The following is a 24,830-nucleotide window of genomic DNA, read 5'->3' on the forward strand; positions in this document are numbered from 1 at the left end:
ACGGAGGAAGTGACAGTTCAAGTAGAGCATCATGCGGCCGTTACATGAAGGGAACTTAATGACGGCCAGAACGCTTTGGGTCGGTAGTATACATACGAGTCCTGACACCCAAGGGGCAATTTCTCAGGTCGGATATTCAATGACAGGCGATATCACCAGCGTTCCCGCAGCGGTCCCGACGACTGCACAGCTACGCGCCAGCGTCACCCAGGCGCAGGTCCTGACGTTGCTGCAAGCGTCGGCCCAGTTGATACCGGAAGGCCAGACCGCCGAAGCCGAAGTGCTGACCCTCAAGCAGGTCGACCAGAATTTCCAGTTACTGCTCAAACTGATACTCGCCAACGGCACCCAGACCAACCTGCCCGTCAGCAGCGCCGTGCCTTTCACACCCGGCAGCCTGTTACAACTGACACAGGCCTCGCCCAACGAGTTGACGCTGACTTTGCAGCAACTCAACAGCGCGCTGAAAAACTCGCTGACCAGCATCGATACACGGCAAATGCCCGTAGGCACGCTCTTGCAGGGCAAGGTGTTGACGACTCAGGTGATCGCTCAAGCGGTCAGCCAGTTGACCAACATGCCGGCGACCGCCGTCGCCGCGCCAGCCACTTATCGCTCTATCGTGATGCTGCTGAACACTGCACTGGCCGGCTCCAGCCTGACCATCGACAGCCCGCAGCCCTTGAAGGTCGGCAGCCTGCTCAGCGCTCAGGTGCAGGGCAATCAGGCCTTGAACTTTGTCGCCCTGCCCGGCCGTTTCGATCAACTGGCTGTGGCACAGCAACTGGCCACCCAGCAGAGCCGTCAGGGCTCACTGGAAAACCTGTTCAATGCGCTGCAAAACCTGCCGCGCAACAGTCCGGCGATCAGCGCGCCGTTGCAGGCCAGCATCAACCAGTTGCTGGACGACATCCCGGATATCGAACAGATGACCTCGCCCAGAACCGTCGCCCAGGCCCTCAACGCCAGCGGCCTGTTTCTGGAGGCGAAACTGCAGGCGGGCATGAACCCTATGCAGGTGCCGGACCTGAAGGCCAGCCTGACCCGCCTGATCGCGCAGATCCTGCCGGGTCTGCCGGATAACACCACCTATAACGCAGCAGCGGCGTCCAATACCCTGGCGCGGGTCATGCCCAACGCCATCCGCAACGCACTGGGCACTCTTGGGCTGGTGGCAGCGCGTACCCAGCCAAGCGTCTTTCCGCTGCCATCACGCTCGGTCAGCGGCGGCGAAAAGGAAGAGGACCTGGAAATCCTTCTCAAGCTCGCCGCAGCCGCCGTTTCACGCGTGCAAAGCCATCAACTTGGCGGGCTGGACCAGACCCGCACCAACGCAGACGGCACTCAGGTCACCACCTGGCAAATGGAAGTACCGATGCGCAACGCTCACGACATCGTGCCGTTGCAGGTCAAAGTGCAGCGCGAGGACAGGTCGGACGAAGAAGCCACGCATGAAAAGGCTGATGGTGACGTTCAGGAAACACGGGAAAAGCTCTGGAAGGTCGATCTGGCGTTCGATCTCGAACCGCTGGGGCCGATGCAGGTACACGCCCAGCTGTTGCGCGGCACGTTATCAAGCCAGCTATGGGCGGAGCGGCCCGACAGCGCAGCGTTGATCGGCCAGGAACTGGGCCATCTGCGCGAACGGCTGATCGCCTGCGGCCTGGCCGTCGGCGAACTGGCCTGCAACCACGGAACGCCACCCCAGGGTCCGCGAACGGCTCTGGAACAACGCTGGATTGACGAGAACGCCTGATGACCCGAACCGATGACACACCGCGCCAGGCGATCGCACTCAGCTACGACGGACAAAGCGCTCCGACCCTGAGCGCCAAGGGCGACGACCAGCTGGCCGAAGCCATTCTGGACATCGCCCGCGAATACGAAGTCCCCATCTACGAAAACGCTGAACTGGTCAAACTGCTCGCCCGCCTGGAACTGGGCGACAGCATCCCCGAGCCGCTGTACCGCACCATCGCTGAAATCATCGCGTTTGCCTGGCATTTGCGGGGCAAGTTTCCCGAAGGCCAGGACCCGGATGCACCGCCGGTGGAGCGGGATATTACGCCGCGTCGGTGAGGCGGGTCAGGTCATCGCGAAATAGTCTTGCGGCTCGTCTGTTGAGTGAAGGTAGGCCGGGCATGGATCTCAAATGGGTGTTTACTTAAGTCACGAGCATGTTTTGGAGAGCTTCGTGATGGACCACACTGCACGCAAGAATACTCATGCCAACCCGATTTCAGCAGAACTGCGATGTAAGCGCTCAGATACCGGGCTGATTTCATTGATCCCGGTACGCAGGGATCTGAAATTCGATTTGCCCCCTGATCGCGTCACGGACTGGCACGGCGGCTGCGTTCAGACCACCCATCTGTTCAACACCATTTCCATCATCACACCGCTGGCTGAGCGATATGTGATTGAGGGGCTGCATCAGTTCCGAAACAGTATCGACGACGCTGATCTGATCGAAAAAATCGACGGACTCGTGGCTCAAGAAGCCATTCATACTCGCGAACATCGGCGCTATAACGCGCTGCTTGATCAGGCCGGGCTACCCGTAGAGGAAGTCATGCGGTGGTGGCAAACATTATTCGACGCGACTCGCAGAACATGGGTAGCCCCATGGTTCAGACTGGCTGCAATCATGATGCTTGAACATCACACCGCCGCTGCCTCCTCAAGGCTACTGAAAATGCCCTGGTTTCTGGAAGACAGCGTAGAAGGTTATCGGGAGCTGTTGACCTGGCATTCTCTGGAAGAAATCGAGCACAAGTCGGTCTCATTCGAAGCGTGGGAGCAGGTGGTGAAACCCGGGTGGCGACATTACGTCTACCGCACCTTCACAACTCTGGTCATAAGCCCGCCGTTCTGGATAGCGTTTTATGCCTCGTTGTTTCGAGTGCTGCAGATGGACAAGCGGTCTGCCAAACCGCTCATGGGTTACTGGCATCTGTTCATGCTGATGTTCGGCCCGAGGGGGCTGATCACTTCCAACGCATGGGTATGGATCCGGTATTTCCTTCCCGGTTATCACCCATGGAAGGAAGACAACAGCGAAGCACTGGCATGTGCTATGAAGGCGTTGGTAAAACGCCGCACAGCACGTTAATGAAAAGACGCCTGTCGGCGCTTACATTGAAATCGGCTTGCGCCCAGCAAACGAGTGCGCCAGCGTGCCGCCATCGACCAGATCCAACTCGCCCCCCAGCGGCACGCCGTGGGCGATTCGCGAGGCGATGAGACCTTTCTGGTTGAGCAACTGAGCGATGTAATGGGCAGTGGCCTCGCCTTCTACAGTGGGGTTGGTGGCCAGGATGACCTCGGTGAACGTGCCCTGCCCGGCGATGCGCTCCATCAGTTGTGGAATGCCGATGGCCTCAGGGCCAAGACCATCGAGTGGCGACAGGTGGCCCTTGAGCACGAAATAGCGGCCGCGATAACCGGTCTGCTCCACGGCGTAGACATCCGTCGGTCCTTCCACCACGCACAGCAACGTGTCGTCGCGGCGCACATCGGCGCATTGCGGGCAGAGTTCTTCTTCGGTCAGCGTGCGGCACAGACGGCAGTGGCCGACACCTTCCATCGCCTGACCCAAGGCCAGCGCCAGCCGCGAACCGCCGCTGCGATCACGCTCCAGCAACTGCAACGCCATACGCTGCGCGGTTTTCTGACCGACACCCGGCAGTACACGGAAGGCATCGATCAACTGGCGAATCAGGGGGCTGAAGCTCATGAAGAAAAGTCCGACAAAAACACAAGACGCGGTTTATACCCGCGCGTTGCCGCCAGCGTCAATTCGGGGTTGAAGGGGTGCGACCAATAGCAGGTGTACACGATGCCTGACTGCGGGAGGCGGCTTGCCGGCGATCTGCCGGGAACCGGCAGCCAAATCTGCCTGTACGGTGCATCAGGTGTAAACGGGGGCCGTCCTCACTCCTTTAACGCCATCTCCAGAAACTCCATCAGCGCCTGCACCCGCGCACTGCGTTGTTTACGGACCGGTACCAGTAAATTGATGGGCGCGCGGGTCAGTTGCCAGTCGGCGAGCACGCGCACCAGTGCGCCGCTGGCGATGGCGTCGCTGACATCCCACTGAGAACGCAGCACGATGCCCAGACCCTGCTCGGCCCAGCGGCGGGCGACAGAGCCGTCGTTGGTCAACAGCGCCGGCTCGATACGCAACGTCTTCTTCGCGGCGCCTTTACTCATGTGCCAGAGGGTCACGTCTTCGTCGTTTTCCCGGATACAGATGCAGCGATGACCTGCCAGTTCATCAGGCGAGGCGGGAATACCCTGCTGCTCCAGATAAGCAGGGCTGGCGCACAGCCAGCGGTTGTTGTGGGCCAGCGTGCGGGCGATCCAGAGGCTGTCGTTGAGGCTGCCGATATGAATCACTGCATCGCTGTCATGCCGGTCCGGCCAGGGTGTTTCACGCAGATCGAGGTGCAGGCGCAGTTGTGGATGCAGTCTGGCAAAGCGCGCCAGCAGCGGCGCGATGCGCTGGCGACCATAGCCGAAGGGCGCGGCCAGCCTGAGCGTGCCGACCAGACGTTCGTCTCGCTGTTTGAAGGACTCAGGAAGTGCTTCCAGTTGCTCCAGCAACTGCGCGCTTTCCCGGGCAAAGCGCTCGCCATCGGCAGTCAGGCTCAAGCGCCGGGCATCACGGTTGGCCAGCGTAATACCCAGTTGCGTCTCCAGCCTGCGTAGCCGCATCGACAATGCAGGTGGAGAGACATTCAGTACCCTGGCCGCCGCGCTGAGTGACTCGCAACGCGACAGGGTCGCGGCCAGACGCAAATCTTCGATGGCAATCATTCACTTCAGCTTAAGGATTGATGAAGCCTGATTGAACCACAGCTTCATCCTCGAACAGTAGAGTGACTGCGTCCCCCGCCACGCGAGCGAAACGCATGTCAGCCGAATTGATGCCTAACGTACCGCCATTCCTCGACACGCCTGTCGCACTGATCGACGTGTCGCGCATGCAGCACAATATCCAGCGCATGCAGCAACGCATGAATCACCTTGGCGTGCGCCTGCGTCCGCACGTCAAGACCAGCAAATCGCCGCCCGTCATAGAGGCGCAACTCGCTGCCGGCGCCTGCGGCGTGACGGTCTCGACACTCAAGGAGGCCGAGCACTGTTTTGCCAACGGCATCGACGACGTGTTTTACGCCGTGGCGATGGCTCCCGGCAAACTGCATCAGGCGCTGGCCCTGCGCCGCAAGGGTTGCCGCCTGAGCATCCTGACTGACAGCATCGTTGCCGCGCACAGCATCGTTGCGTTCGGCCAGGAGCATGACGAGCGTTTCGAGGTGTGGATCGAGATTGACTGCGACGGCCATCGCTCCGGTCTGGCGGCTGATGACGAAACATTGGTGACCGTGGCGCAATTGCTCATCGAGGGCGGCATGCAATTGCGTGGCGTGATGACCCACGCCGGGTCCAGCTACGATCTGGATACGCCCGAAGCACTGCAGGCGATGGCCGAACAGGAACGCGCTCTGTGCGTCAGTGCTGCCCGGCGAATTCGTGATGCCGGACTGCCCTGCCCCGACGTCAGCATCGGCTCGACGCCCACGGCCCTGTCGGCGCAAAGCCTGGAAGGCGTGACCGAGGTCAGGGCCGGCGTTTACGTGTTCTTCGATCTGGTGATGCACAACATCGGTGTCTGCGCGGCCGATGAGCTTGCGCTGAGTGTGCTGACCACGGTTATCGGTCACCAACAGGACAAGGGCTGGATCATCGTCGATGCAGGCTGGATGGCCATGAGCCGTGATCGCGGCACACAGCGTCAGCGCAAGGATTTCGGCTACGGTCAGGTCTGCACTGAACGCGGTGACTGGATCGAAGGTGCTCGCGTCACTGGCGCCAATCAGGAGCACGGCATTATTACCCTGGCGGCCGAGGACAGTGGCGGCATCACCGAGCGTTTCCCGATTGGCAGCCGTCTGCGCGTCCTGCCCAACCACGCATGCGCCACGGGCGCGCAATTTCCTGATTATCACGCGCTGGATGCCGAAGGCAGCGTGCACACCTGGAGTCGCTTGCATGGCTGGTGATCTCGAGCTGATCCACACGCCTGATGCCGCAACGCCGGGCGGGCATTATTCCCAGGCCGTGCGGCATCAGGGTGTGCTGCATGTTTCAGGACAGTTACCCGTGCGTGCTGATGGCAGCCATAGCCTTGACGAGCCGTTCGAGATCCAGGCGGCCATCGCGCTGGATAACCTGCTGGAGATTCTCGCCGCAGGCGGGTGCTGCACCAATGACCTGATCAAGGTCACGGTCTACGTCACAGGCGTCAAACACTGGCCCGCTTTCGACCGAATCTACGCCCGGTATCTAGGCGAGCATCGGCCGGCCCGCGCCGTGGTTCCCGTCCCGGAATTGCACCATGGTTACCTGATCGAGATCGAAGCGCTGGCACGCAGCGTGTCGTGACGATTCACCCACCACAACCAGGGAGACCCCATGTCCAGGCAGCTCAAGCCGGTCACCCAGGCGATCGGCTGACAGCGGGTCTTGCACTGCCGAAACAGCTCCATGCGCTTAGCGGCCCGCATACAGCAGATTATTCTTCGCAGCCTTGAAGATCGGCGCTTTTTATCCAGATCGCTTTGTTAGCTTATTGATATGAAACGGATTGGCCTTCGCAGCCATCCGCCGCAGCCGATCCTCTATTGCTCCAGGGAGCCCGCTGGATGACCACACATTCCCCGAACAGCCATCGCGTCGATCCGCACACAGCGCAGCAGTTTTACATTGATGGTCGCTGGTGTTCTCCAGTAGTCGCGGCCACGCTGCCAGTGATCAATCCGGCCACCGAAGAGGTGGTGGCGCACGTCGCCAGTGGTACAGCGGCAGACGTGGATCGCGCCGTCGCAGCGGCACGAGCGGCCTTTGCCGGCTGGTCCTGCACTCCGGCAGCAGTGCGGGCTCAGGTGATTGGCCGCATTCATGAGTTGATCATCGAGCGCAAGGAAGAGTTGGCGCAGGCGCTGTCGCTGGAAATGGGTGCTTCCATCAGCTCGGCGCGGGCGATGCAAGTGCCGCTGGCGGCCGAGCACGTTCGGGTTGCACGGGATCTGTTGGGCACTTATGCGTTTCAGAGCGTTGAAGGCAGCACTGCGATCCAGCGCGAACCCATTGGGGTCTGCGGTCTTATCACGCCGTGGAACTGGCCGCTGTATCAGATCACCGCCAAGGTTGCTCCGGCCATCGCCGCAGGTTGTACTGTGGTGCTCAAGCCCAGCGAACTGTCGCCCTTGAGCGCATTGCTGTTCGCGCAACTGGTACACGACGCAGGCCTGCCTGCCGGGGTCTTCAACCTGGTGAATGGCAGCGGCCCGGAAGTCGGCGGTGCGATGGCCGCGCACGCTGACATCGACATGATTTCCATCACCGGCTCCAATCGCGCAGGCGCCCTTGTCGCCCAAGCCGCCGCGCCGACCGTGAAACGTGTGACACAGGAACTGGGGGGCAAGTCCCCCAACGTGTTATTGCCCGACGCCGATTTCGCCAAAGCCGTGCCGCTGGGCGTCATGGCGGCGTTCCGCAACGTGGGCCAGTCGTGCAGTGCGCCGACGCGCATGATCGTGCCGAAGAATCGTCTGGCGGAAGTCGAAGCGCTGGCTATCGAAACCGCCAACGCGATCATTGTCGGTGACCCGCAGTCGGAAAGCACAGTGCTGGGCCCGATTGCCAACGAAGCGCAGTTTCATCGCGTGCAGGCGATGATCGAGGCGGGACTTGGCGAAGGCGCAACGCTGATCTGTGGTGGGCCGGGTCGCGTCGAGGGCTTCGAGAAAGGCTTCTATGCGCGCCCCACCGTGTTTTCCGAAGTGAATACGTCAATGCGCATCGCTCAGGAAGAAATCTTCGGCCCGGTGCTGTGCCTGATCACCTACGAGACGGTGGATGAAGCCGTGACCATCGCCAACGACACGGTCTATGGTCTGGGGGCCCACGTGCAAAGCCAGGACCTGCAACAGGCTCGTGCCGTCGCTTCGCGGATTCGGGCCGGTCAGGTGCTCCTCAACTACCCGGCCTGGAACCCGATGGCGCCGTTCGGCGGCTACAAGCGCTCCGGCAATGGGCGCGAGTATGGGGTGCAGGGGTTTGAAGAGTATCTGGAGACCAAAGCGATTGTCGGGTTCGGGACGGACTAAGCCAGGCAGCGAACGTTCAGTCGGTACTCCGGAACGCGGAGCGTGACGTTCGAGAGCGTCCTGAGCGGCGTTGCCATGCTGGAGCGAAACGAACGGAAGTCGCCTTCACGCTGGTTGTGCCCATGCCCTGCGTGGACATGCAGCCCGGGACGCTCCGCATCCCATCTGCCCGGTCACACAGACGTTTCAGCGCCCGGCAAAACCCTGCGCCCAAAAAAATGCCAGGCACATGGCCTGGCATTGATACCCGCGACAGCGACCGTCAGAACGGCAGCTTCATGCCTGGCGGCAGTTGCATGCCGGCGGTCATGGAAGCGGTCTTTTCCTGGCTGGCCTGTTCGATCTTGCGCACGGCATCGTTGACGGCCGCGGCGATCAGGTCTTCCAGCACCTCCTTGTCTTCCTGCATCAGGCTGTCATCGAGATTGATGCGCTTGACGTCATGACGACCGGTCATCACGACGCTCACCAGGCCTGCGCCCGATTGACCGGTGACTTCCGCGTTGGCCAGTTCTTCCTGCATCTTGGCCATTTTTTCCTGCATTTGCTGGGCCTGCTTCATCAGGCCAGCCATGCCACCTTTCATCATGGGATATCTCCTCGAATATGGATGGTTCGTTTGCGCAGCGCGAGAGGCGCCGTGCCGTCAGTTATTGAGCCTGCGCTGCCGGAGCGTCCACAGGCTTGATCGTGTCTTCTCGAATCATTGCGCCAAACTGTTGCAGCATCTGCTGGATGAACGGATCGGCATGAATCGAGGCCTCGGCCTGGCGCTGGCGCTCGGCACGCAAACGCGATGCGGCCTGGGCAGGCGTTTCCTGCTCGGGCTTGATCAGCTCGATAGACAGATTGATCGTACGCCCCATTAACTGGTTCAACGCATCGTTCAACCGACGTTGCTGGGTCGCGTTGAACAGTGCGCTGTGCGCGGGGTCCAGGTGCAGCAACCAGTCGTCGCCCTCCTTGCCCATCAGCGTACAGTTGGCAGCGATGCTGCCGGTCATGCCAGAGATGGGCAGGCCGGGAAACATCTCCAGCCATTCCAGCGCAAGGCCCGTGGCAGGCATCGCAGCGGGCGTCGGCTCGGGTTCGACCGGTTCGGCGTCACCGACGCTCTCATGCGCCAGCTCATCGAGATAGGCGTAGGACGCAGGGTCGATGTCGACATCCGGTTCGACATAATCATCGTCCGGTGGCGGCTCATCGTCGCGGTCCATGGGGGCTGACAGATACGCCGCGTCCGGAATGGCTTCGAGCATGGCGGGCGTGACAGCCTGCCCGGCAACCGGCTGGGGTTCTTCGGCCGGCTGTTCCTGCGCCTGTTGCTCCTCGACCTGCGGCGCGTCCGGAACGGGACTTGCGGGCGCAGGCGTCGGCATGGGCGTCAGATCAGGCTGTTCGCCAAGGGTTTCCAGAACAGGCTCGGCAACCGGCACTTCGGCGGGTTGCGCGACGGGCTCAGGCGTCGCCTCGGCGACGGGCGTTTTCGGCTCGTTCCACGGCAGGTCGACTTCTTCGGCAGGCGCTGGCGGTGCAGGTTGAGCCTGCTCGGGCTCAGGCTTGACCGGCGCAACGTTAACCGGAGCCGGTTCGGGCGCAGGCACCGTCGCCTCAAAGGCGGGATCAGGCGCGGCCATGACAGGCGGTCGGGAAGCCACCGATGCAACAGGTATTGCATCGGCCACTTCATTCCGGGAATCAACCGTGGCCTGGCTGATCCCCACTGGCTTTAGCGGCTGCCTCGGTGCGTTCTCGCTATCGGCCGGCCGGAACGCCAGCATGCGCAACAGCACCATTTCGAAACCGCCACGCGGGTCGGGAGCCAGCGGCAGGTCACGTCGGCCTATAAGGCCCATCTGATAATAGAACTGCACATCTTCGGCCGGCAGCGCCTGGGCCAGAGCAAGGACGCGATCACGGTCGCCATGTCCATTGTCGACACCTTCAGGCAGTGCCTGAGCAATCGCCACACGATGCAATACGTTGAGAATTTCCGAGAGCACACCGTTCCAGTCAGGCCCCTGCTCGGCCAGATGCCGCACAGCCTCAAGCACACCACGCGCATCGCCTTCCAGCAACGCGGTGAGAACGTCGAACACCTGACCGTGGTCCAGCGTACCCAGCATGGCACGCACGTCGGCAGCCATGACCTTGCCTTCACCAAAGGCAATCGCCTGATCGGTCAGGCTCATGGCGTCGCGCATCGAACCGTCGGCGGCGCGGCCCAACAACCACAACGCGTCGTCTTCGAACGGCACATTCTCGACACCCAGAACGTGGGTCAGATGCTCGACCACACGCTCCGGCGTCATGTTCTTCAGGGAAAACTGCAGGCAGCGCGACAGAATGGTCGCTGGCAGTTTTTGCGGATCGGTCGTCGCCAGGATGAATTTGACGTAGGGCGGCGGCTCTTCGAGCGTCTTGAGCAAGGCGTTGAACGAGTGGCTGGACAGCATGTGCACTTCGTCGATCAGGTAGACCTTGAAGCGTCCGCGACTCGGCGCGTACTGCACGTTGTCCAGCAGTTCACGCGTGTCTTCGACCTTGGTGCGGCTCGCGGCGTCGATCTCGATCAGGTCAACGAAGCGGCCTTCATCGATTTCCCTGCACACCGAACAGACGCCGCAGGGCGTCGAGGTAATGCCGGTTTCGCAGTTCAGGCACTTGGCAATGATGCGCGCGATGGTGGTCTTGCCGACACCGCGTGTACCGGTGAACAGATAGGCGTGGTGCAGGCGCTGACTGTCGAGCGCATTGATCAGGGCCTTCAACACATGTGTCTGGCCGACCATTTCGCGAAACGAGCGCGGACGCCATTTACGTGCAAGAACCTGATAACTCATTGAAAACCGTCGCGACTGGTAAGCGGAAGACCGCCAATGCTAGCCGAGCAGGGACAAAATTGCATCCGGTGTCCTGCTTATTGTGGCCTGACGGCTGAATTTGCCTGTTCGTGAACATCATTTCATCAAAGGAGGCTGTTCGCACTGTAGCAATAGCGTCATATTCCGTCGCTACGCTCGCCTGAAATCTTTGGTAACACATAATCCAGACAGGTATTCGCGATGACCGACAGACCCGACGACGAGTCCACTCTCCAGCCTAGCCGTCGTCGCTTTCTGGGCGGCATGGCAGCGCTGGGCGCGGGCGTTACGCTCAGCAGTTACGTCACTGCCGGTGAAAAGCCACCGGCTGCAGCCGAGAAGCCGCTGACCGGCGCAGCACTGGACAAGGCGCTGCGCGATAACGTCAAAACGGTCGTGGTGATCTACGCGGAAAACCGCAGTTTCAACAACCTGTTCGGCAACTTTCCAGGCGTTGAAAAGCCGCTGTCTTCCCTTGAAGCCGCTGATTATGAACAGCGCGACCGCGATGGCAGCCTGCTGGGCAAACTGCCGCCCGCCTGGGGTGGTGTTCTGCAGGTCGGTCCGCAGAGCGTTGATGGCGTTACCTACCCGGCCGGTGTGCAGTTTCAGGAAAACCTGCCCAACGCGCCCTTCGCGCTCAAGGGCCCGAACCAGGAAGACCTGCCGCTGAGTCTGGTCACCCGCGACCTGTGGCATGTGTTCTATCAGAATCAGATGCAGATCAACGAAGGCAAAAACGACCGCTTCGTGGCCTGGGCCGATTCGGGCGGGCTGACCATGGGCAACTACGCCCAGACTCAATACTCGCTGCGGTTGTGGGACGTGGCGAAAGAGTTCGTGCTCTGCGACAACTTCTTTCAGGGCGCTTTCGGTGGCTCGTTCCTCAACCACCAGTACCTTATTTCAGCCACGGCGCCGATCTATCCCGACGCCGCCAACTCGCCTGCCAAATCGCAGATCGCGACGCTGCAAAGCGACAACCCGGAAGACCCGCGCCTCAAGCCGCTGGACAAGTCTCCTGCCAGCGCGATGGAAGGACCGCCGCAGTTCGGTCCCAGCGCGATCACGCCGGACGGCTACGCGGTCAACACCCTCGCGCCGCCCTACTGGCCGACCTGGCTGCGCGATCCGCAGAACCCCGACTATTCCAAACCGGACCTGGCCAACGTGCTGGTGCCGCAGAATCATGAACACATCGGCGACAAGCTGTCCAGGAAAGACATTGACTGGGCATGGTATGCGGGGGCCTGGCAGGTCACGCTGGATGAATTCAAGGACTCCACCGGCATCCCGAAGATCCCCAACTTCCAATACCATCACCAGCCGTTCAATTACTTTGTGAAACAAGGTCCGCAAAACCCTGCCGAGCGTAAGCGGCGATTGCGTGATGGCGGCCTGGGCGACGAGTCGAGTACCAATCGTTTTCTGGCCGACGCCGAAGCAGGCAAGCTGCCCGCAGTCACCTTCTATAAACCTCAGGGCAACCTGAACATGCACGCAGGCTATGCTGATGTGGCCTCGGGTGACCGGCATATAGACCGCGTGGTCAAGGTGCTGCGCAACAGTCCGCAATGGGAAAATATGGTAATCGTGATCACCATGGATGAGAACGGCGGCTGGTGGGACCACGTTGCACCGCCCAAGGGTGACCGCTTCGGCCCCGGCACACGCATTCCGGCACTGGTCATCTCACCGTTTGCCCGCAAAGGCACGGTCGACCACACGATATACGACACCGCCTCCATTCTGCGCCTGATTACCCGCGTTCACGGCCTGGAAAAGCTCGACGGCCTCAAACGCCGGGATGACGCAATGATCGCCCGCGGCCAACAGCCTATGGGCGATCTGACCAACGCCCTGCAGTTCAGCAACCACCACAAAGCCTGAATCGGCCGTCAGGCCTGAGCCTTGTCCATCTCCAGAGCGGTCCGTTTCGACGCTCTGGACTCGGGCAGCGACGCCACATACACCGTGCGTGAAGGGAAGGCAAAGCGCACATCCATGTCGGCAAACGCCTCCATGATTCCCAGATTGATCGTCTGCTGCACATCCATATAAACGTTGTAACTGGGGTCGAGCACGATGTAGACCGTCTCGAACTCCAGCGACGTCTCGCCAAAGCTGCGGAAGTGCGAGCGGTCGAAACGCGCGTTCTTCTGGCGGCGGATGATTTCTTCAACCTTCCTGGGCACTTCACGCACCTGATCCACGGAACAGTCGTAGGTCAGCCTGAAGTCGAAGACAATGCGCCGCTCCTGCAACCGCTTGTAGTTCTGAATGGTGCTGCCGATCATGTCGGCATTGGCCATGACAATCTGCTCGCCGCCCAGACTGCGGATGCGCGTGGTCTTCAGGCCGACGTGCTCGACGGTACCTGAAAGCGAACCCACGACAATGAAGTCGCCGATCTCGAACGGTTTATCCACCGCGATGGCCAGCGAGGCGAAGACATCCCCGAGAATGTTCTGCACCGCCAGCGCCACGGCAATACCGCCTACGCCGAGGCTGGCCACGAACGCCGTGATGTTGACCCCGACGTTGGACAGCATCGCCATCAGCACCGTGGCCCACAACAAGACCTTGGCACCCCAGAGACTCAAGGTCGCCAGCGCGCTGCCCTGAAAGGTGCTGGTGCTGCTGTGCCGTGCAAAATAACGATACAGCGCCAGCGCAATTGCCCGATTTGCCCATAGCCCGACCTGCAGCGCCGCAACCACGAACCACAGGCTGCTAACCCGCCCGAGCCAGCGCTCCGGCAGATCGAGCATGCCGACGCCGATCAGCAGCGATGCCAGCAATATCAGCGTATTGCTGGTGCCGGACAACACCTCAACGGCGATGTAACTCAGATGCGCATTGGGCGCAGAAGATCGCGTGCGGATCTTGCGCAGCACAAACCCGATTGCACCCCGAACCAGCACGAAGCTCAGCGTCGACGCGACGATGGCCAGAATCCAGTTCGCCAGCGATATGCCCAGAAATTGCGAGTCTGTAAAAAAAACGATGATGTCATGTTCCATTCGATCCCCCGGCTGCATTGCTGCGAGACGCCCGACCGAAAAGCCTTTGACACCCGCAGCGACCTGATATGCCCCTTGCCGTAACACGGTTTCAAGCGACGCGTAGAGGATTAGGCGGTGTTGATAATAAGGGGTTCAGTATAATTTTCTGTACATTCATCCAACCGTTACATTGGCGGACAATTTGCAGACAAATAGGCAGACTTGAACTAAGGATCTGCTGAAACCTGCCGATACGCCTCGTTCATGGCGTCCTGCAAGGGGCACCGTAGAGCGCTCGCGACACATAAGCGGGCACTTATCGCACTCATGCACTGAAAGAGTGAGCATCACCATCAACTAACCGAATTGTCGAACAAAAAGACAATTCCTCAACTAAGCGAACGACCGTATTCACGGCTTTATATATATTCATGAGCTGAACCCTTCAGCCATTCACACAGAACAGAATGGACTCAACCATGCTTTCGGTATCGACAGCACTTTCCAGCTTTTTGCACATGCATCAGGTGGACAACGCAACCTTTCACTTCAACCATCCACCCTCAGCAGAACTGCTCGACTCCGTCAGCCGCTGGTTCGACCAGCCCAAGAGCAAATCCCGCAAACGCATCAGCGGACCGTTGCTGGTGGGCGACACCCGGCTGTTTGCCAAGTCCCAACTGCTCGAAAGCCTGAAATCACGCCTGCGCGTGACACTGGGGCGACAGACCGCCGACGGCCGCTATGACTGGGCCGTGGAAGAACTGCATAACACCCTGGCCGCCAGCCAGCGCGGAATACCCTCACCCTCCATCATCGGCTTCGGTTACATACGCCGCGGCTTGGGGCTGGTGCAGGAAACACTGCTGCTCACCGAGCTGCTGGACGGGTATTGCGACGGCCAGGACTGGCTCGAGCAAAACCCCGAACGCGTTCACTGGTTTGTGGAACATGCACTTGAGTTACTGCGGCGCAGCAATGCCAAGGGCATCTACCACATGGACTACTCCGCGCTGAACATCATGCTGGACGAGAACAACGCCGAACCGATGAAAGTCATCGACATGGAAAACTGCTTTGTCGGCCCGACACCCTACGCTGCCGAAACGCTCGCCTTTCAAACGGGCTTTCTTTACAGGCGTGGCTTGTACAAGTTCATTACCGAAGCGGACTACGACAGGCTGGTTTATCGAATGACCCAGCGTGACAACGTCGTAATGAGCCGCTTCGACGCGCTTTACAACGTGTGCAAACACGAGAACATAGGCCGCAAGGAACGCCGCCGGATATTTCTTGAGGGTGAGCTGTAGGCAGACAGATGCACTGAGCGTTGGCGTCGATTATCCAGGGAGCGGATATCGATGGCTGAGGCGAACGCATGAGCGGACGAAAGATTCAGATCGGGTGATTCAGAAAGGTCAGGTGCGTTGCTGCGTCGAGGACCGACAGAGGTTCGTTAAGGTGGTGCCCCCACCAGCCACACCCCGGCACACAATGTTCCCGCTGTGGCTGCTTCCTTCCGGATCTGACCAGGTTCACGGGTAATCGTTGCGGGGGGACCGATGGGGTCACCATAACGACGCTCACCAGTTGGCGAGCCGCGCCATTGTACCGGTCTGGAGCGAGTTTACAACCACTGGTTTCGATAAAAATTTCGATCAGGCTCAAGCACTTGTGTGACGGGGCCGGGACGAGCTTCGAGCGCTGGAAGAGAGGCAGAATGATCCTGTACTCTGCCACTCCGATCATTATCAGCCACCAGGTTGCCCATGCAGACTCGACTGGTCAGCTACGAAGCACTCACGCCGACACAATGCCAACAGCTCGAACGCCTCCAGATCGCGCCGGAACAGATCCAGTTCTCTGGCGATATCCATGCTGCGCTCAATACCCTGCTGGTCAATCCCAGCGCCGACATCGCGGGCTTCGTATTTTTGGTCGATGAAGTGCCCAAGGGCTTTTTCATGCTCAAGCGTGGGGGTTGCCTGCCGCACTGGGCACTGGAAGAGGCCACTGCGACCTTGCATGCGTTGCAGATTGATCGGCGAGAACAGGGCAAAGGTCTGGGCAAGGTGTGCCTGAAGGCGTTGCCAGCGGCACTGGGCTTGAAATGGCCGGATATCCAGCAACTGATGCTGTCGGTGGATGCCGACAATGCGGCGGCTATCGGGTTGTATGTCGGGCAGGGCTGGATCGATACCGGCGAAGCCTATCGCGGACGGATAGGCTTCGAGCGCCGACTGGTATTGAAGCTTTAACGCCAGCGCCCGGTTCTGCGGGAGGCGCGCTTTCCCTGCGGCTTACTGAGCCTGCAACACCTCATCCGCCTTGCCGCCGGCATCCTGGATCACCAGATGGATGAAGTGCAGTTTGGCAATGACCGCGGGCGGCAGTACAAACGGGTAGAAATCCGGCTGGCCCATGCTGCGTGACAGCTCGTTGAGCATCCCGGCCAGTTCGATCCAGGCGTTGACGAACGACAGGAATGCCGGGCCGCCGGGGTGCTGTGGATCGAACAGCGTTTCCAACGGGAACGGCTGATAGTCGAGCTCCATGTCGCGAGCGCTCATGCCGAACCCCAGCGCCGTGTCGACCGCATCCATCATGTGCAGGTAATGCGCCCAGGTCTCGGCCCAGTCTTCCCATGGGTGCATGGTGGCGTACGCACTGACGAAGCTTTCCTGCCAGTTGTCAGGTGCACCGTTCTTGTAATGATGATCCAGCGCATCGGCATAGCTGGCGCGCTCATCGCCGAACAGGTTGCGGTAGCTTTCCTGCCAATACGTATTGGCGATCAGCCGATCCCAGTAATAATGGCCGACTTCATGGCGGAAATGGCCGAGCAAGGTGCGATAGGGTTCATGCATCTGCACGCGCATGGCTTCGCGGTGTGCGTCGTCCGCTTCTTCGATATTCAGCGTGATCAGGCCGTTGGCGTGACCGGTGGTGGGCAGCTTGCCTTCCAGATCGACGCCAACAAAGTCGAACGCCAGACCCGTTTCTTCATCGATTGTCTTGGGAATGACCTGCAGCCCCAAGGAAATCAGCTGCGCGACCAGACGCCGCTTGGCAGTCTCGACCTTGCGCCAGCGCTCGCCATTTTCCGGGACGGACAGGTCCGGGATGGTCCGGTTGAGGCTGCAGGCAACGCAGAACTCACCCATGTTGTGGGCCGGAAACAACCAGTTGCAGGCCGCAGGCGTGTCCAGGTTCGCGCAACGTCGATAGAGACCTGCATCCGGCTCATCGCTCAGGCGCCACGTAGTGGGCTCAGGCCCTGGCTCCAGCGCCGCAATACGCCCCTGCTCAGGCAGGTAACCCAACGCCGCCGAACACGCCAGGCATTGGGTATTGGGAAAAAACACCGACTGTCCGCACTGACACTGCCAGACTTTACTGTTGCGTTTGGTCTCACCGACGAAAGGCGCAGTGATACGTGAACTCAATTGCTCGAAAAAGCGATACATGGCGATCTCCCGTGGGCCTTGCATGGACTAGATCATGCGAGGGCTTCAGGGGTTCAAAATATTATTCGGACAAGTGAATGAAGGCGAAAAACGGCGGTTCTCCGGGCCAGAGTGATGCTTTCATTTGAACAGCGATGACCATGCCCATCGCGCCGGATGGGCATGCATCCCGTGACGCTCAGCGTCACAAATGGCAAGGAATGCGAGTTCAGTGAGCCGGGCGCATGGCTCACGCCACACTTTCGCCCAGCTCGGTCAGACGCTTGAGCAACTCATCTTCGTCCAGCACTGTGAGCTCCAACTCTCGGGCCTTGGTCAGCTTCGACCCCGCGCCCGGCCCTGCGACCACGGTATGTGTCTTGGCTGAGACCGAGCCGGACACCTTGGCACCCAGACGTTCAAGCTTCTCCTTGGCGACGTCGCGGCTCATGCGTTCCAGCGTGCCGGTCAGCACCCAGGTCTGTCCGGCCAGCGGCAGCCCTTCGACTGCCTTCTTCTCGCTGCGCCAATGCATGCCGAACTCCTTGAGCTGGGCTTCGATGGCGCGTGCGCGCTCGGCGTTGGCGGTGTCGTCAAAGAAATCGCGTACGGCCTTGGCCTGTTTCTCGGGCAGCGCCTGGCGCATGTCCAGCCAGTCTGCGCCGATGATCGCGTCCAGCGTGCCGAATTTCTCGGCCAGCTTCAGCGCCGCACCTGGCCCTACCGAAGGCACGTGGAGTTTGTCGATCAGGCCGTCCAGTGTGGTGCTGGCGGCAAATTCGGCGCCCAGTTCGCCCTGATCCTGCAGTTGCAGGCCACACTCGCCCAACAGCGCGTCGATCACGTTGCGGTTGTGCTCGTCCTCGAAGAAGCTATGGATCTCGTAAGCGACTTCCATGCCGATGTCCGGCAGGTAGGTCAACACTTCCGGCAAGGCCTTTTGGACACGGTCCAGCGACGCCAGCGAACGCCCCAGCACCTTGGCCGTTTCCTCGCCGACATCCGGGATGCCGAGCGCATAGATAAAGCGCGACAGCGTCGGCTGACGGCTGTCGGCAATCGCCTTGAGCAGTTTTTCACTGGAGATTTTGGCAAAGCCCTCCAGATCGATGATCTGTTCGTACTCCAGCTTGTAAAGATCGGCGGGCGAGCCGATGAGTTTTTCGTCCACCAGTTGCTCGATGGTCTTGTCGCCCAGGCCTTCGATGTCCATGGCACGACGCGACACGTAATGGATGATTGCCTGCTTGAGCTGCGCGCCACAGGCCAGACGCCCGACGCAACGGTAAACCGCGCCTTCGCTGACGGTTTCCCTGCCCTTGCTGCGCTTGATCAGTTGGGTGCGTTCGACGTGCGAGCCACACACCGGACAGGTCTGCGGGACCTCCACAGGCCTGGCCCCCTCAGGACGGCGCTCCATCACCACCTGCACGACTTGCGGGATGACATCACCGGCCCGACGGATGATTACTGTGTCGCCGATCATCAGTCCCAGACGCGCCACTTCATCCATGTTGTGCAGGGTCGCGTTGGCAACCGTCACACCGGCGACCTTGACCGGCTTGAGGCGCGCAACCGGCGTCACCGCCCCCGTACGCCCGACCTGGAACTCAACGTCCAGCAGTTCGGTCAGCTCTTCCATGGCCGGAAATTTGTGAGCGATCGCCCAGCGCGGTTCACGGGCGCGAAAACCCAGTTCACGCTGATCAGCGAGCGTGTTGACCTTGAACACCACACCGTCGATCTCGTAGCTCAATGACAAACGTCGCTCGCCGATATCGTGGTAATAAGCCAGACACTCTTCGATGCCGTTGGCGAGCTTGAGCTCGCGACTGACCGGCACACCCCATTCCTTGAGCTGATTGAGTACACCGACGTGGGTGTCGGCCACTTCTGCGGATATCTGCCCCAGGCCGTAACCACAGAACTCCAGCGGACGGTTGGCCGTGATCTTTGAATCCAACTGACGCAGGCTGCCGGCTGCGGCGTTGCGCGGGTTGGCGAACGTCTTGCCGCCGACTTCCAGCTGGCTGGCGTTGAGCCGCTCGAAACCGGCCTTGGACATGAACACTTCGCCCCGCACTTCCAGCACTTCAGGCCAGCCGGTGCCATGCAGTTTGAGCGGGATATTGCGCACGGTGCGCACGTTGACGCTGATATCTTCGCCGGTCGCCCCGTCCCCCCGCGTCGCGCCACGTACCAGCGCTCCGTCGCGATACAGCAGGCTGACCGCCAGGCCATCGAGCTTGGGCTCGCAGCTGTACTGAACCTTGCGGCTGCCCTCGGGCAGGTCCAGACCTTCGGTCACCCGTCGGTCGAACTCGTGCATGTCGTTTTCTTCGAAGGCGTTGCCCAGACTGAGCATCGGCATTTCATGCCGCACCTGAGTGAACGCCGACAGGGCGGCGCTGCCGACCCGCTGCGTGGGCGAGTCAGGTGTGACCAGATGCGGGTTCTCGGCTTCCAGCGCCTTGAGTTCGTGGAACAGGCGGTCGTACTCGACATCGGGAATGCTGGGCTCATCCAGAACGTGGTAGCGGTAGTTGTGCTGATCCAGCTCTGCGCGCAGTTCCAGGATTCGGGTTTCGACGGCCTTCATACGGTGTTCTCTCGAAAAGCAAAAGAGCAGCCTGGGCTGCTCGATCGGGTGGTTTTGTTGTACCGGTCTCCAGCCCTTGCCGAACGCAGCGATTGCGGTTCGCCAAGGGCTGGCACAGCAAACTCAGCCGCGACGCTGAGTCAGGGCACGGCGCTCGAATTCGACGATGCGCTGGCGGTAGTGCTCGATGGTTTGCGCGGTCATCACGCTGCGCTGGTCATCTTTCAGCTCGCCGTCCAACTCATGAGCCAGCTTGCGTGCTGCCGCCACCATGACGTCGAACGCCTGCTTCGGATGACGAGGACCTGGCAGACCGAGGAAGAAGCTCACGGCACGGGTGCTGAAATGGTCGATGTCGTCCAGATCGAAAATGCCAGGCTTGACCGCGTTGGCCATGGAGAACAGCACTTCGCCGTTACCTGCCATGCTTTCGTGACGGTGGAAAATGTCCATTTCGCCGAAACGCAGGCCGCTTTCCAGAATGTTCTGCAGCAACGCAGGCCCCTTGAAGCCACTTTCGCTGCGCGAGATCACGCTGATGACCAGCACTTCCTCGACCGGCGGCAGGTCTTTCTCTTCGGTGATGATCTGGGTCGGCTTGTCGTCCGGGAAGTCATCGTCACGGCCGGTGAACAGGCTTGGGCCGTCCATGTCCAGATTCAGGTCGCCCTGATGCGGTTCGCCCTTGCGCTTCCTGTCACTGTTGCCGCGCTTGCTCTCGCGAACGTTCTCGCGGGCATTGTCTCGCGGACTGGCGCTCATCGACGGCAGGTCGTGCTCGTCCAGTTGAGGTTCTTTATGGGTATCCAGCACACGAGGCGGCCCCAATACCTCGGCCGAGCCTGGTTCCTCGTCGTCCGGCAGGTTGGAAAAGCTCCGGTCAAGCCTGAATTTCAGTTTTCCCTTGCCGCCGCGCATACGGCGCCAGCCATCGAAGAGAATACCGGCAATGACAATTATGCCGATGACGATCAGCCACTCGCGCAGACCGATTTCCATGTAATCCAGTGCCTCTAATGAAGAATTCTGAAAATAAGGGCCTAAACCCCTTTAATACGTGGTGCCAAGTCTATGTTCTGACTGGCATTTTGCCCACGGAAAAATAAAAAGTAGCCGCTAAACTAGCACGACCAAAGGTAACTTTACACCGTCTGTTACACCTCTTTGGTGCGCAAATTGATATCTACCGCACGACCGTCACACTTTCAGGCATCCACAGGCCGTTTTCCCTCATGAAGCACAGGTCCCGACCTAGGCATCCACCAGCGCCATGGCCTCTTCCACATCCACCGCAACCAGCCGCGAGCAGCCCGGTTCATGCATGGTGACGCCCATCAATTGATCAGCCATTTCCATGGCGATCTTGTTGTGGGTGATGTAGATGAATTGCACGGTTTGTGACATTTCCTTCACGAGCCGGGCATATCGACCGACGTTGGCATCGTCCAGTGGTGCATCGACCTCGTCGAGCATGCAGAACGGTGCCGGATTGAGTTTGAAAATGGCAAAAACCAATGCCAGTGCAGTCAGTGCCTTTTCCCCGCCGGACAGCAAATGAATGGTGCTGTTCTTCTTGCCGGGGGGGCGCGCCATGATTGTCACCCCTGTATCGAGTAAATCTTCGCCCGTCAGTTCCAAATAAGCGGAGCCACCACCGAAAACTTTTGGGAAAAGTGCCTGAATTCCGCTATTTATCTGATCGAAGGTCTCCTTGAAGCGATTCCGGGTTTCCTTGTCGATCTTGCGGATCACGTTCTCCAGTGTCTCCAGCGCCTCCACCAGATCGGCGTCCTGAGCATCCAGATAGCGCTTGCGCTCGGACTGCTGCTGGTACTCGTCGATGGCTGCGAGGTTGATGGCACCGAGGCGCTGAATACGTCCGGCGAGACTTTCCAGTTGCAGCTCGGCAGCCTGTTCGCTGGCCTCGGGTGTCAGCGTGGCGAGCACGCCGTGCAGATCGTAGCCGTCTTCATGCAATTGGTCCTGCAAGGCTTTGCGGCGCACCGTCAGGGCCTGCCATTCCAGACGCTGCTGCTCGAGCTGCCCGCGCAGCAGCTGCGACTGCTGCTCAGCCTGCGTACGGCGCTTCTCGGCGTCGCGCAGTTCGCGATCAGCGTCTTCCAGCGCGTTCTTGGCGATGCGCATCTCGTCATCGACCACCATGCGCCGCTCGAGCAACTCTTCCAGTTTGAGCCGCAACTCTTCCAGCGGCGCCTCACCCTCTTCCAGATTGAGGCTCAGTTGTTCGCGCTTCTCCGTCAGGCGCTCGGACTGCATCTGCAGACGCTCCAGCGCCTGACGTGTCGAGTCGTGCTGCGCCTTGAGCGAACCCAGACGGACTGCCAACTGATGGCTGCGGTCCTTGTGCAGACGGGCTTCCTGACGCACACGGTCGAGCCGCTCGCGCAGACTGTCGCGCTGGGCCTGAAGCACTTCGCGTTGTTCGGTGTCCAGCGCCATGGCGTCGAGTGCGTCCTGCAATTGCAGACGTGACTCGCCCAGGTGCTCATGTTCAAGCGCACGTTGCTCGCCGAGTTCGGCCAGCTCTTCATCCAGACGGGTGCGGCGCAGGGTCAACTGTTCGACCTTGGCCTTGGCCGCCGACAGCTGTGCCTTGAGTTCGCTCTGCTGGCGGGTCTCGTCCTGCACACGACGGCGCAGTTGCTCTCTCGATTCTTCCTGCTGCGCTTGCTGTTCGCGCAGGCTCGACAGCTGTTCTTCCAACGCCGCCAGCGTCGCTTCGCGTTCATCACGTTCCAGACCGAGCTGCTGCAATTCCTGACCACGGGCCAACACGCCGCTCTGTGCTTCGCTGGCACGTCGTACCCGCAGGAAGTGACGCCCGACCCAATAGCCGTCGCGGCTGATCAGGCTCTGTCCCGTTGTCAGTTGACCACGCCGGGCCAGCGCCTCGTCCAGATCGTTGACCGGGATCACCTGTCCCAGCCAGGCCGACAGGTCGATATCGCTTTCCACCTTGTCGAGCAGGCTGCCTGCAATGCGCTGCGTATCGGCTCCGGCGCTCAACAGGCGCAGATCACCCTGCTGAAAGTTCGCCACGTCCAGCCCGTCGAAATCATCGACCAGTACAGCCTGCAGATCGGCACCGAGTACCGTTTCGACCGCCATTTCCCAGCCTGCGTCCACCTTGAGGTTTTCCGCCAGACGCGGACGCTGATCCAGTTGCTGATCGCGCAGCCACTCGGCGGTGCCGGTGTCAGGGTCGAGGGCGGCCTGCTGCAAGGCTTCCAGCGAGGCCAGACGCCCGTTGAGGCGCTGCAATTCGCCCTGCGCCTGCTGCTGATCCTGATTGGCGCGCTGCAAGGCTTCACGCAACTGCTCAAGCAGCTCTACCGCCTGCTCTTCGCCCAAGTGCAGTTCTTCGAGGGTCATGTCGCGGGTGGCGAGGTCTTCGCTCAGTTCCAGAATCGCCGCGTCTTCAGGGTCGGCAGCCAACAACTGACGTTCCTCGCCCAGACGCCGCTGACGCTCGGCCAGCCGCTCCATGCTTTGCTCCAACTGCTGGATGCGCGACTGCTGAACCTGCGCCTGACGTTGCGGCTCGGCGGACTGCTGATTGAAGACGTCCCACTTTTCCTGCCAGCCATGCATGGCCGCTTCGGCGTCTTCCAAAGCAATGGCCGACTCTTCGGCCGCCGCGCTGGTCATCTCCTGCTCGGGTTCGAGCATTTCCAGCTCTTCGCTGAGCGTGGCCAGCAAGGTGGTGTCGTGCCCCAGATGCGACTCGGTTTCCTGACGCGCGCGCTCGGCTTCACGCAGGTCGTCCTGCAACTGGCGCAGACGCTGCTGGCCGTGCTGAATGCTTTGCTCGACCCGGGCAATGTCGCCACCCACCGAGTAGAAGCGCCCCTGCACCAGATTGAAACGCTCGGAGAGATCGTGATGGCCGTCGCGCAATCGTTCGATGCTGGCGTCGGCACTGCGCTGATCGGCGACCAACGCTTCGAAGCCGACCTCCTGGCCGCCGATCACGGCTTCGCGCTGACCGACCTGTTCATTCAGTGCCTGCCAGCGCAGGGCAGACAACTGCGCCTTGAGCTGGCGTTCTTCGGCCTTGTATTCCTGATATTTCTCGGCGGCCTGGGCCTGACGATGCAGACGCTCGAGCTGGCGCTCCAGCTCTTCACGCAGGTCGGTCAGGCGCGCCAGATTCTCATGGGTGCGGCGGATCCGGTTCTCGGTTTCACGGCGACGTTCCTTGTACTTGGAGATGCCCGCCGCTTCTTCAATGAAGTTACGCAGATCCTCGGGCTTGGCTTCGATCAGCTTGGAGATCATGCCCTGTTCGATGATCGAGTAGCTGCGCGGCCCCAGGCCGGTGCCGAGGAAGATGTCGGTGATATCACGACGACGGCATTTGGTGCCGTTGAGGTAGTAACTGTTCTGGCTGTCGCGGGTCACTTTACGGCGAATGGAAATTTCCGCATAGGCGGCGTATTCGCCCACCAGCGTGCCGTCGGAGTTGTCGAACACCAGCTCGATGCTGGCCTGACTGACCGGCTTGCGACTGGTCGAACCGTTGAAGATGACGTCGGTCATCGACTCGCCGCGCAGATTCTTGGCCGAGCTTTCGCCCATGACCCAGCGCACGGCGTCGATGATGTTGGATTTTCCGCAACCGTTGGGGCCGACAACGGCAGCCATGTTGCTGGGGAAGTTCACCGTGGTGGGGTCGACGAAGGATTTGAACCCCGCCAGCTTGATGCACTTCAGACGCATGG

Annotated in this window: 18 protein-coding genes and 1 other RNA gene; 9 read left to right on the forward strand and 10 right to left on the reverse strand. The window is 60.5% G+C overall.

Features of this window, described 5'->3' with window-relative positions:
* Positions 1-139 precede the first annotated feature (139 nt).
* The 3 genes from fliK (at position 140) to KDX39_RS03270 (ending at position 3,112) form a co-directional block, all read left to right on the forward strand.
* Complete coding sequence (gene fliK, locus KDX39_RS03260) at positions 140-1,756, forward strand: flagellar hook-length control protein FliK (protein WP_231659375.1); 1,617 nt, start codon at positions 140-142, stop codon at positions 1,754-1,756.
* Entirely contained in the window at positions 1,756-2,079 is a 324-nt protein-coding gene (locus tag KDX39_RS03265; protein WP_099228323.1) for an EscU/YscU/HrcU family type III secretion system export apparatus switch protein, read from the forward strand. Before fliK ends, KDX39_RS03265 begins: the two co-directional genes overlap by 1 nt.
* Before the next feature lie 73 nt (positions 2,080-2,152).
* Entirely contained in the window at positions 2,153-3,112 is a 960-nt protein-coding gene (locus tag KDX39_RS03270) for a metal-dependent hydrolase (protein WP_231659376.1), read from the forward strand.
* A 21-nt stretch (positions 3,113-3,133) separates the two neighbouring features.
* Here the strand turns inward: KDX39_RS03270 and recR are convergent, their stop codons facing one another.
* A complete protein-coding gene (gene recR / locus KDX39_RS03275; protein ID WP_231659377.1) occupies positions 3,134-3,736 on the reverse strand; it encodes a recombination mediator RecR in 603 nt (200 codons plus the stop codon).
* A gap of 197 nt (positions 3,737-3,933) precedes the next feature.
* Positions 3,934-4,818, reverse strand: coding sequence for a LysR family transcriptional regulator (locus KDX39_RS03280; protein WP_231659378.1), 885 nt, complete (start codon positions 4,816-4,818; stop codon positions 3,934-3,936).
* Positions 4,819-4,928: 110 nt separating this feature from the next.
* Between KDX39_RS03280 and KDX39_RS03285 the strand changes: the two genes are divergently transcribed.
* From KDX39_RS03285 to KDX39_RS03295, 3 genes are all read left to right on the forward strand, one after another.
* A complete protein-coding gene (locus KDX39_RS03285; protein ID WP_231659649.1) occupies positions 4,929-6,065 on the forward strand; it encodes a DSD1 family PLP-dependent enzyme in 1,137 nt (378 codons plus the stop codon).
* Positions 6,055-6,447 carry a RidA family protein gene (locus KDX39_RS03290; RefSeq protein WP_231659379.1) on the forward strand — a complete coding sequence of 131 codons (393 nt, stop codon included), beginning with the start codon at positions 6,055-6,057 and terminating at the stop codon, positions 6,445-6,447. The genes KDX39_RS03285 and KDX39_RS03290 overlap by 11 nt, the downstream gene beginning before the upstream one ends.
* 260 nt (positions 6,448-6,707) lie before the next feature.
* The gene (locus KDX39_RS03295) at positions 6,708-8,174 is read left to right on the forward strand and encodes an aldehyde dehydrogenase family protein (RefSeq protein ID WP_231659380.1); all 1,467 of its coding nucleotides are present in this window, start codon (positions 6,708-6,710) and stop codon (positions 8,172-8,174) included.
* Positions 8,175-8,436: 262 nt separating this feature from the next.
* On the opposite strand, the gene KDX39_RS03300 is transcribed toward KDX39_RS03295, so the two are convergent.
* Both KDX39_RS03300 and dnaX read right to left on the reverse strand, forming a co-directional pair.
* The gene (locus KDX39_RS03300; RefSeq protein WP_004886053.1) at positions 8,437-8,763 is read right to left on the reverse strand and encodes a YbaB/EbfC family nucleoid-associated protein; all 327 of its coding nucleotides are present in this window, start codon (positions 8,761-8,763) and stop codon (positions 8,437-8,439) included.
* A gap of 61 nt (positions 8,764-8,824) precedes the next feature.
* Complete coding sequence (gene dnaX / locus KDX39_RS03305) at positions 8,825-11,017, reverse strand: DNA polymerase III subunit gamma/tau (RefSeq protein ID WP_231659381.1); 2,193 nt, start codon at positions 11,015-11,017, stop codon at positions 8,825-8,827.
* A gap of 222 nt (positions 11,018-11,239) precedes the next feature.
* Between dnaX and acpA the strand changes: the two genes are divergently transcribed.
* Positions 11,240-12,928: an acid phosphatase gene (gene acpA, locus KDX39_RS03310; protein WP_231659382.1), complete on the forward strand. Its 1,689-nt coding sequence runs from the start codon at positions 11,240-11,242 to the stop codon at positions 12,926-12,928.
* An 8-nt stretch (positions 12,929-12,936) separates the two neighbouring features.
* Here acpA and KDX39_RS03315 read toward each other — a convergent pair whose 3' ends face one another.
* Positions 12,937-14,061, reverse strand: coding sequence for a mechanosensitive ion channel family protein (locus KDX39_RS03315; protein WP_099228316.1), 1,125 nt, complete (start codon positions 14,059-14,061; stop codon positions 12,937-12,939).
* A 461-nt stretch (positions 14,062-14,522) separates the two neighbouring features.
* On the opposite strand from KDX39_RS03315, the gene KDX39_RS03320 reads away from it, so the two are divergent.
* On the forward strand, positions 14,523-15,353 hold the full coding sequence (locus KDX39_RS03320; protein ID WP_231659383.1) for a lipopolysaccharide kinase InaA family protein: 831 nt from the start codon (positions 14,523-14,525) through the stop codon (positions 15,351-15,353).
* A 158-nt stretch (positions 15,354-15,511) separates the two neighbouring features.
* Here the strand turns inward: KDX39_RS03320 and ffs are convergent.
* An RNA gene (ffs, locus tag KDX39_RS03325) (signal recognition particle sRNA small type) lies at positions 15,512-15,608 on the reverse strand.
* 204 nt (positions 15,609-15,812) lie between these two features.
* Here ffs and KDX39_RS03330 point away from each other — a divergent pair.
* A complete protein-coding gene (locus KDX39_RS03330) occupies positions 15,813-16,301 on the forward strand; it encodes a GNAT family N-acetyltransferase (RefSeq protein ID WP_231659384.1) in 489 nt (162 codons plus the stop codon).
* A 42-nt stretch (positions 16,302-16,343) separates the two neighbouring features.
* Here the strand turns inward: KDX39_RS03330 and KDX39_RS03335 are convergent, their stop codons facing one another.
* From KDX39_RS03335 to smc, 4 genes are all read right to left on the reverse strand, one after another.
* Positions 16,344-17,510 (reverse strand): zinc-binding metallopeptidase family protein, encoded by a 1,167-nt coding sequence (locus KDX39_RS03335; protein WP_231659385.1) that lies wholly within the window; start codon positions 17,508-17,510, stop codon positions 16,344-16,346.
* Between the two features lie 229 nt (positions 17,511-17,739).
* The gene (ligA, locus tag KDX39_RS03340; RefSeq protein ID WP_231659386.1) at positions 17,740-20,088 is read right to left on the reverse strand and encodes an NAD-dependent DNA ligase LigA; all 2,349 of its coding nucleotides are present in this window, start codon (positions 20,086-20,088) and stop codon (positions 17,740-17,742) included.
* 123 nt (positions 20,089-20,211) lie between these two features.
* A complete protein-coding gene (gene zipA, locus KDX39_RS03345; protein ID WP_099228312.1) occupies positions 20,212-21,087 on the reverse strand; it encodes a cell division protein ZipA in 876 nt (291 codons plus the stop codon).
* A 252-nt stretch (positions 21,088-21,339) separates the two neighbouring features.
* On the reverse strand, positions 21,340-24,828 hold the full coding sequence (smc, locus tag KDX39_RS03350) for a chromosome segregation protein SMC (RefSeq protein WP_231659387.1): 3,489 nt from the start codon (positions 24,826-24,828) through the stop codon (positions 21,340-21,342).
* Between the last annotated feature and the right edge of the window lie 2 nt (positions 24,829-24,830).

The sequence above is a fragment of the Pseudomonas sp. CDFA 610 genome, assembly GCF_021147865.1.
In the GTDB taxonomy this organism is placed as follows: domain Bacteria; phylum Pseudomonadota; class Gammaproteobacteria; order Pseudomonadales; family Pseudomonadaceae; genus Aquipseudomonas; species Aquipseudomonas alliivorans.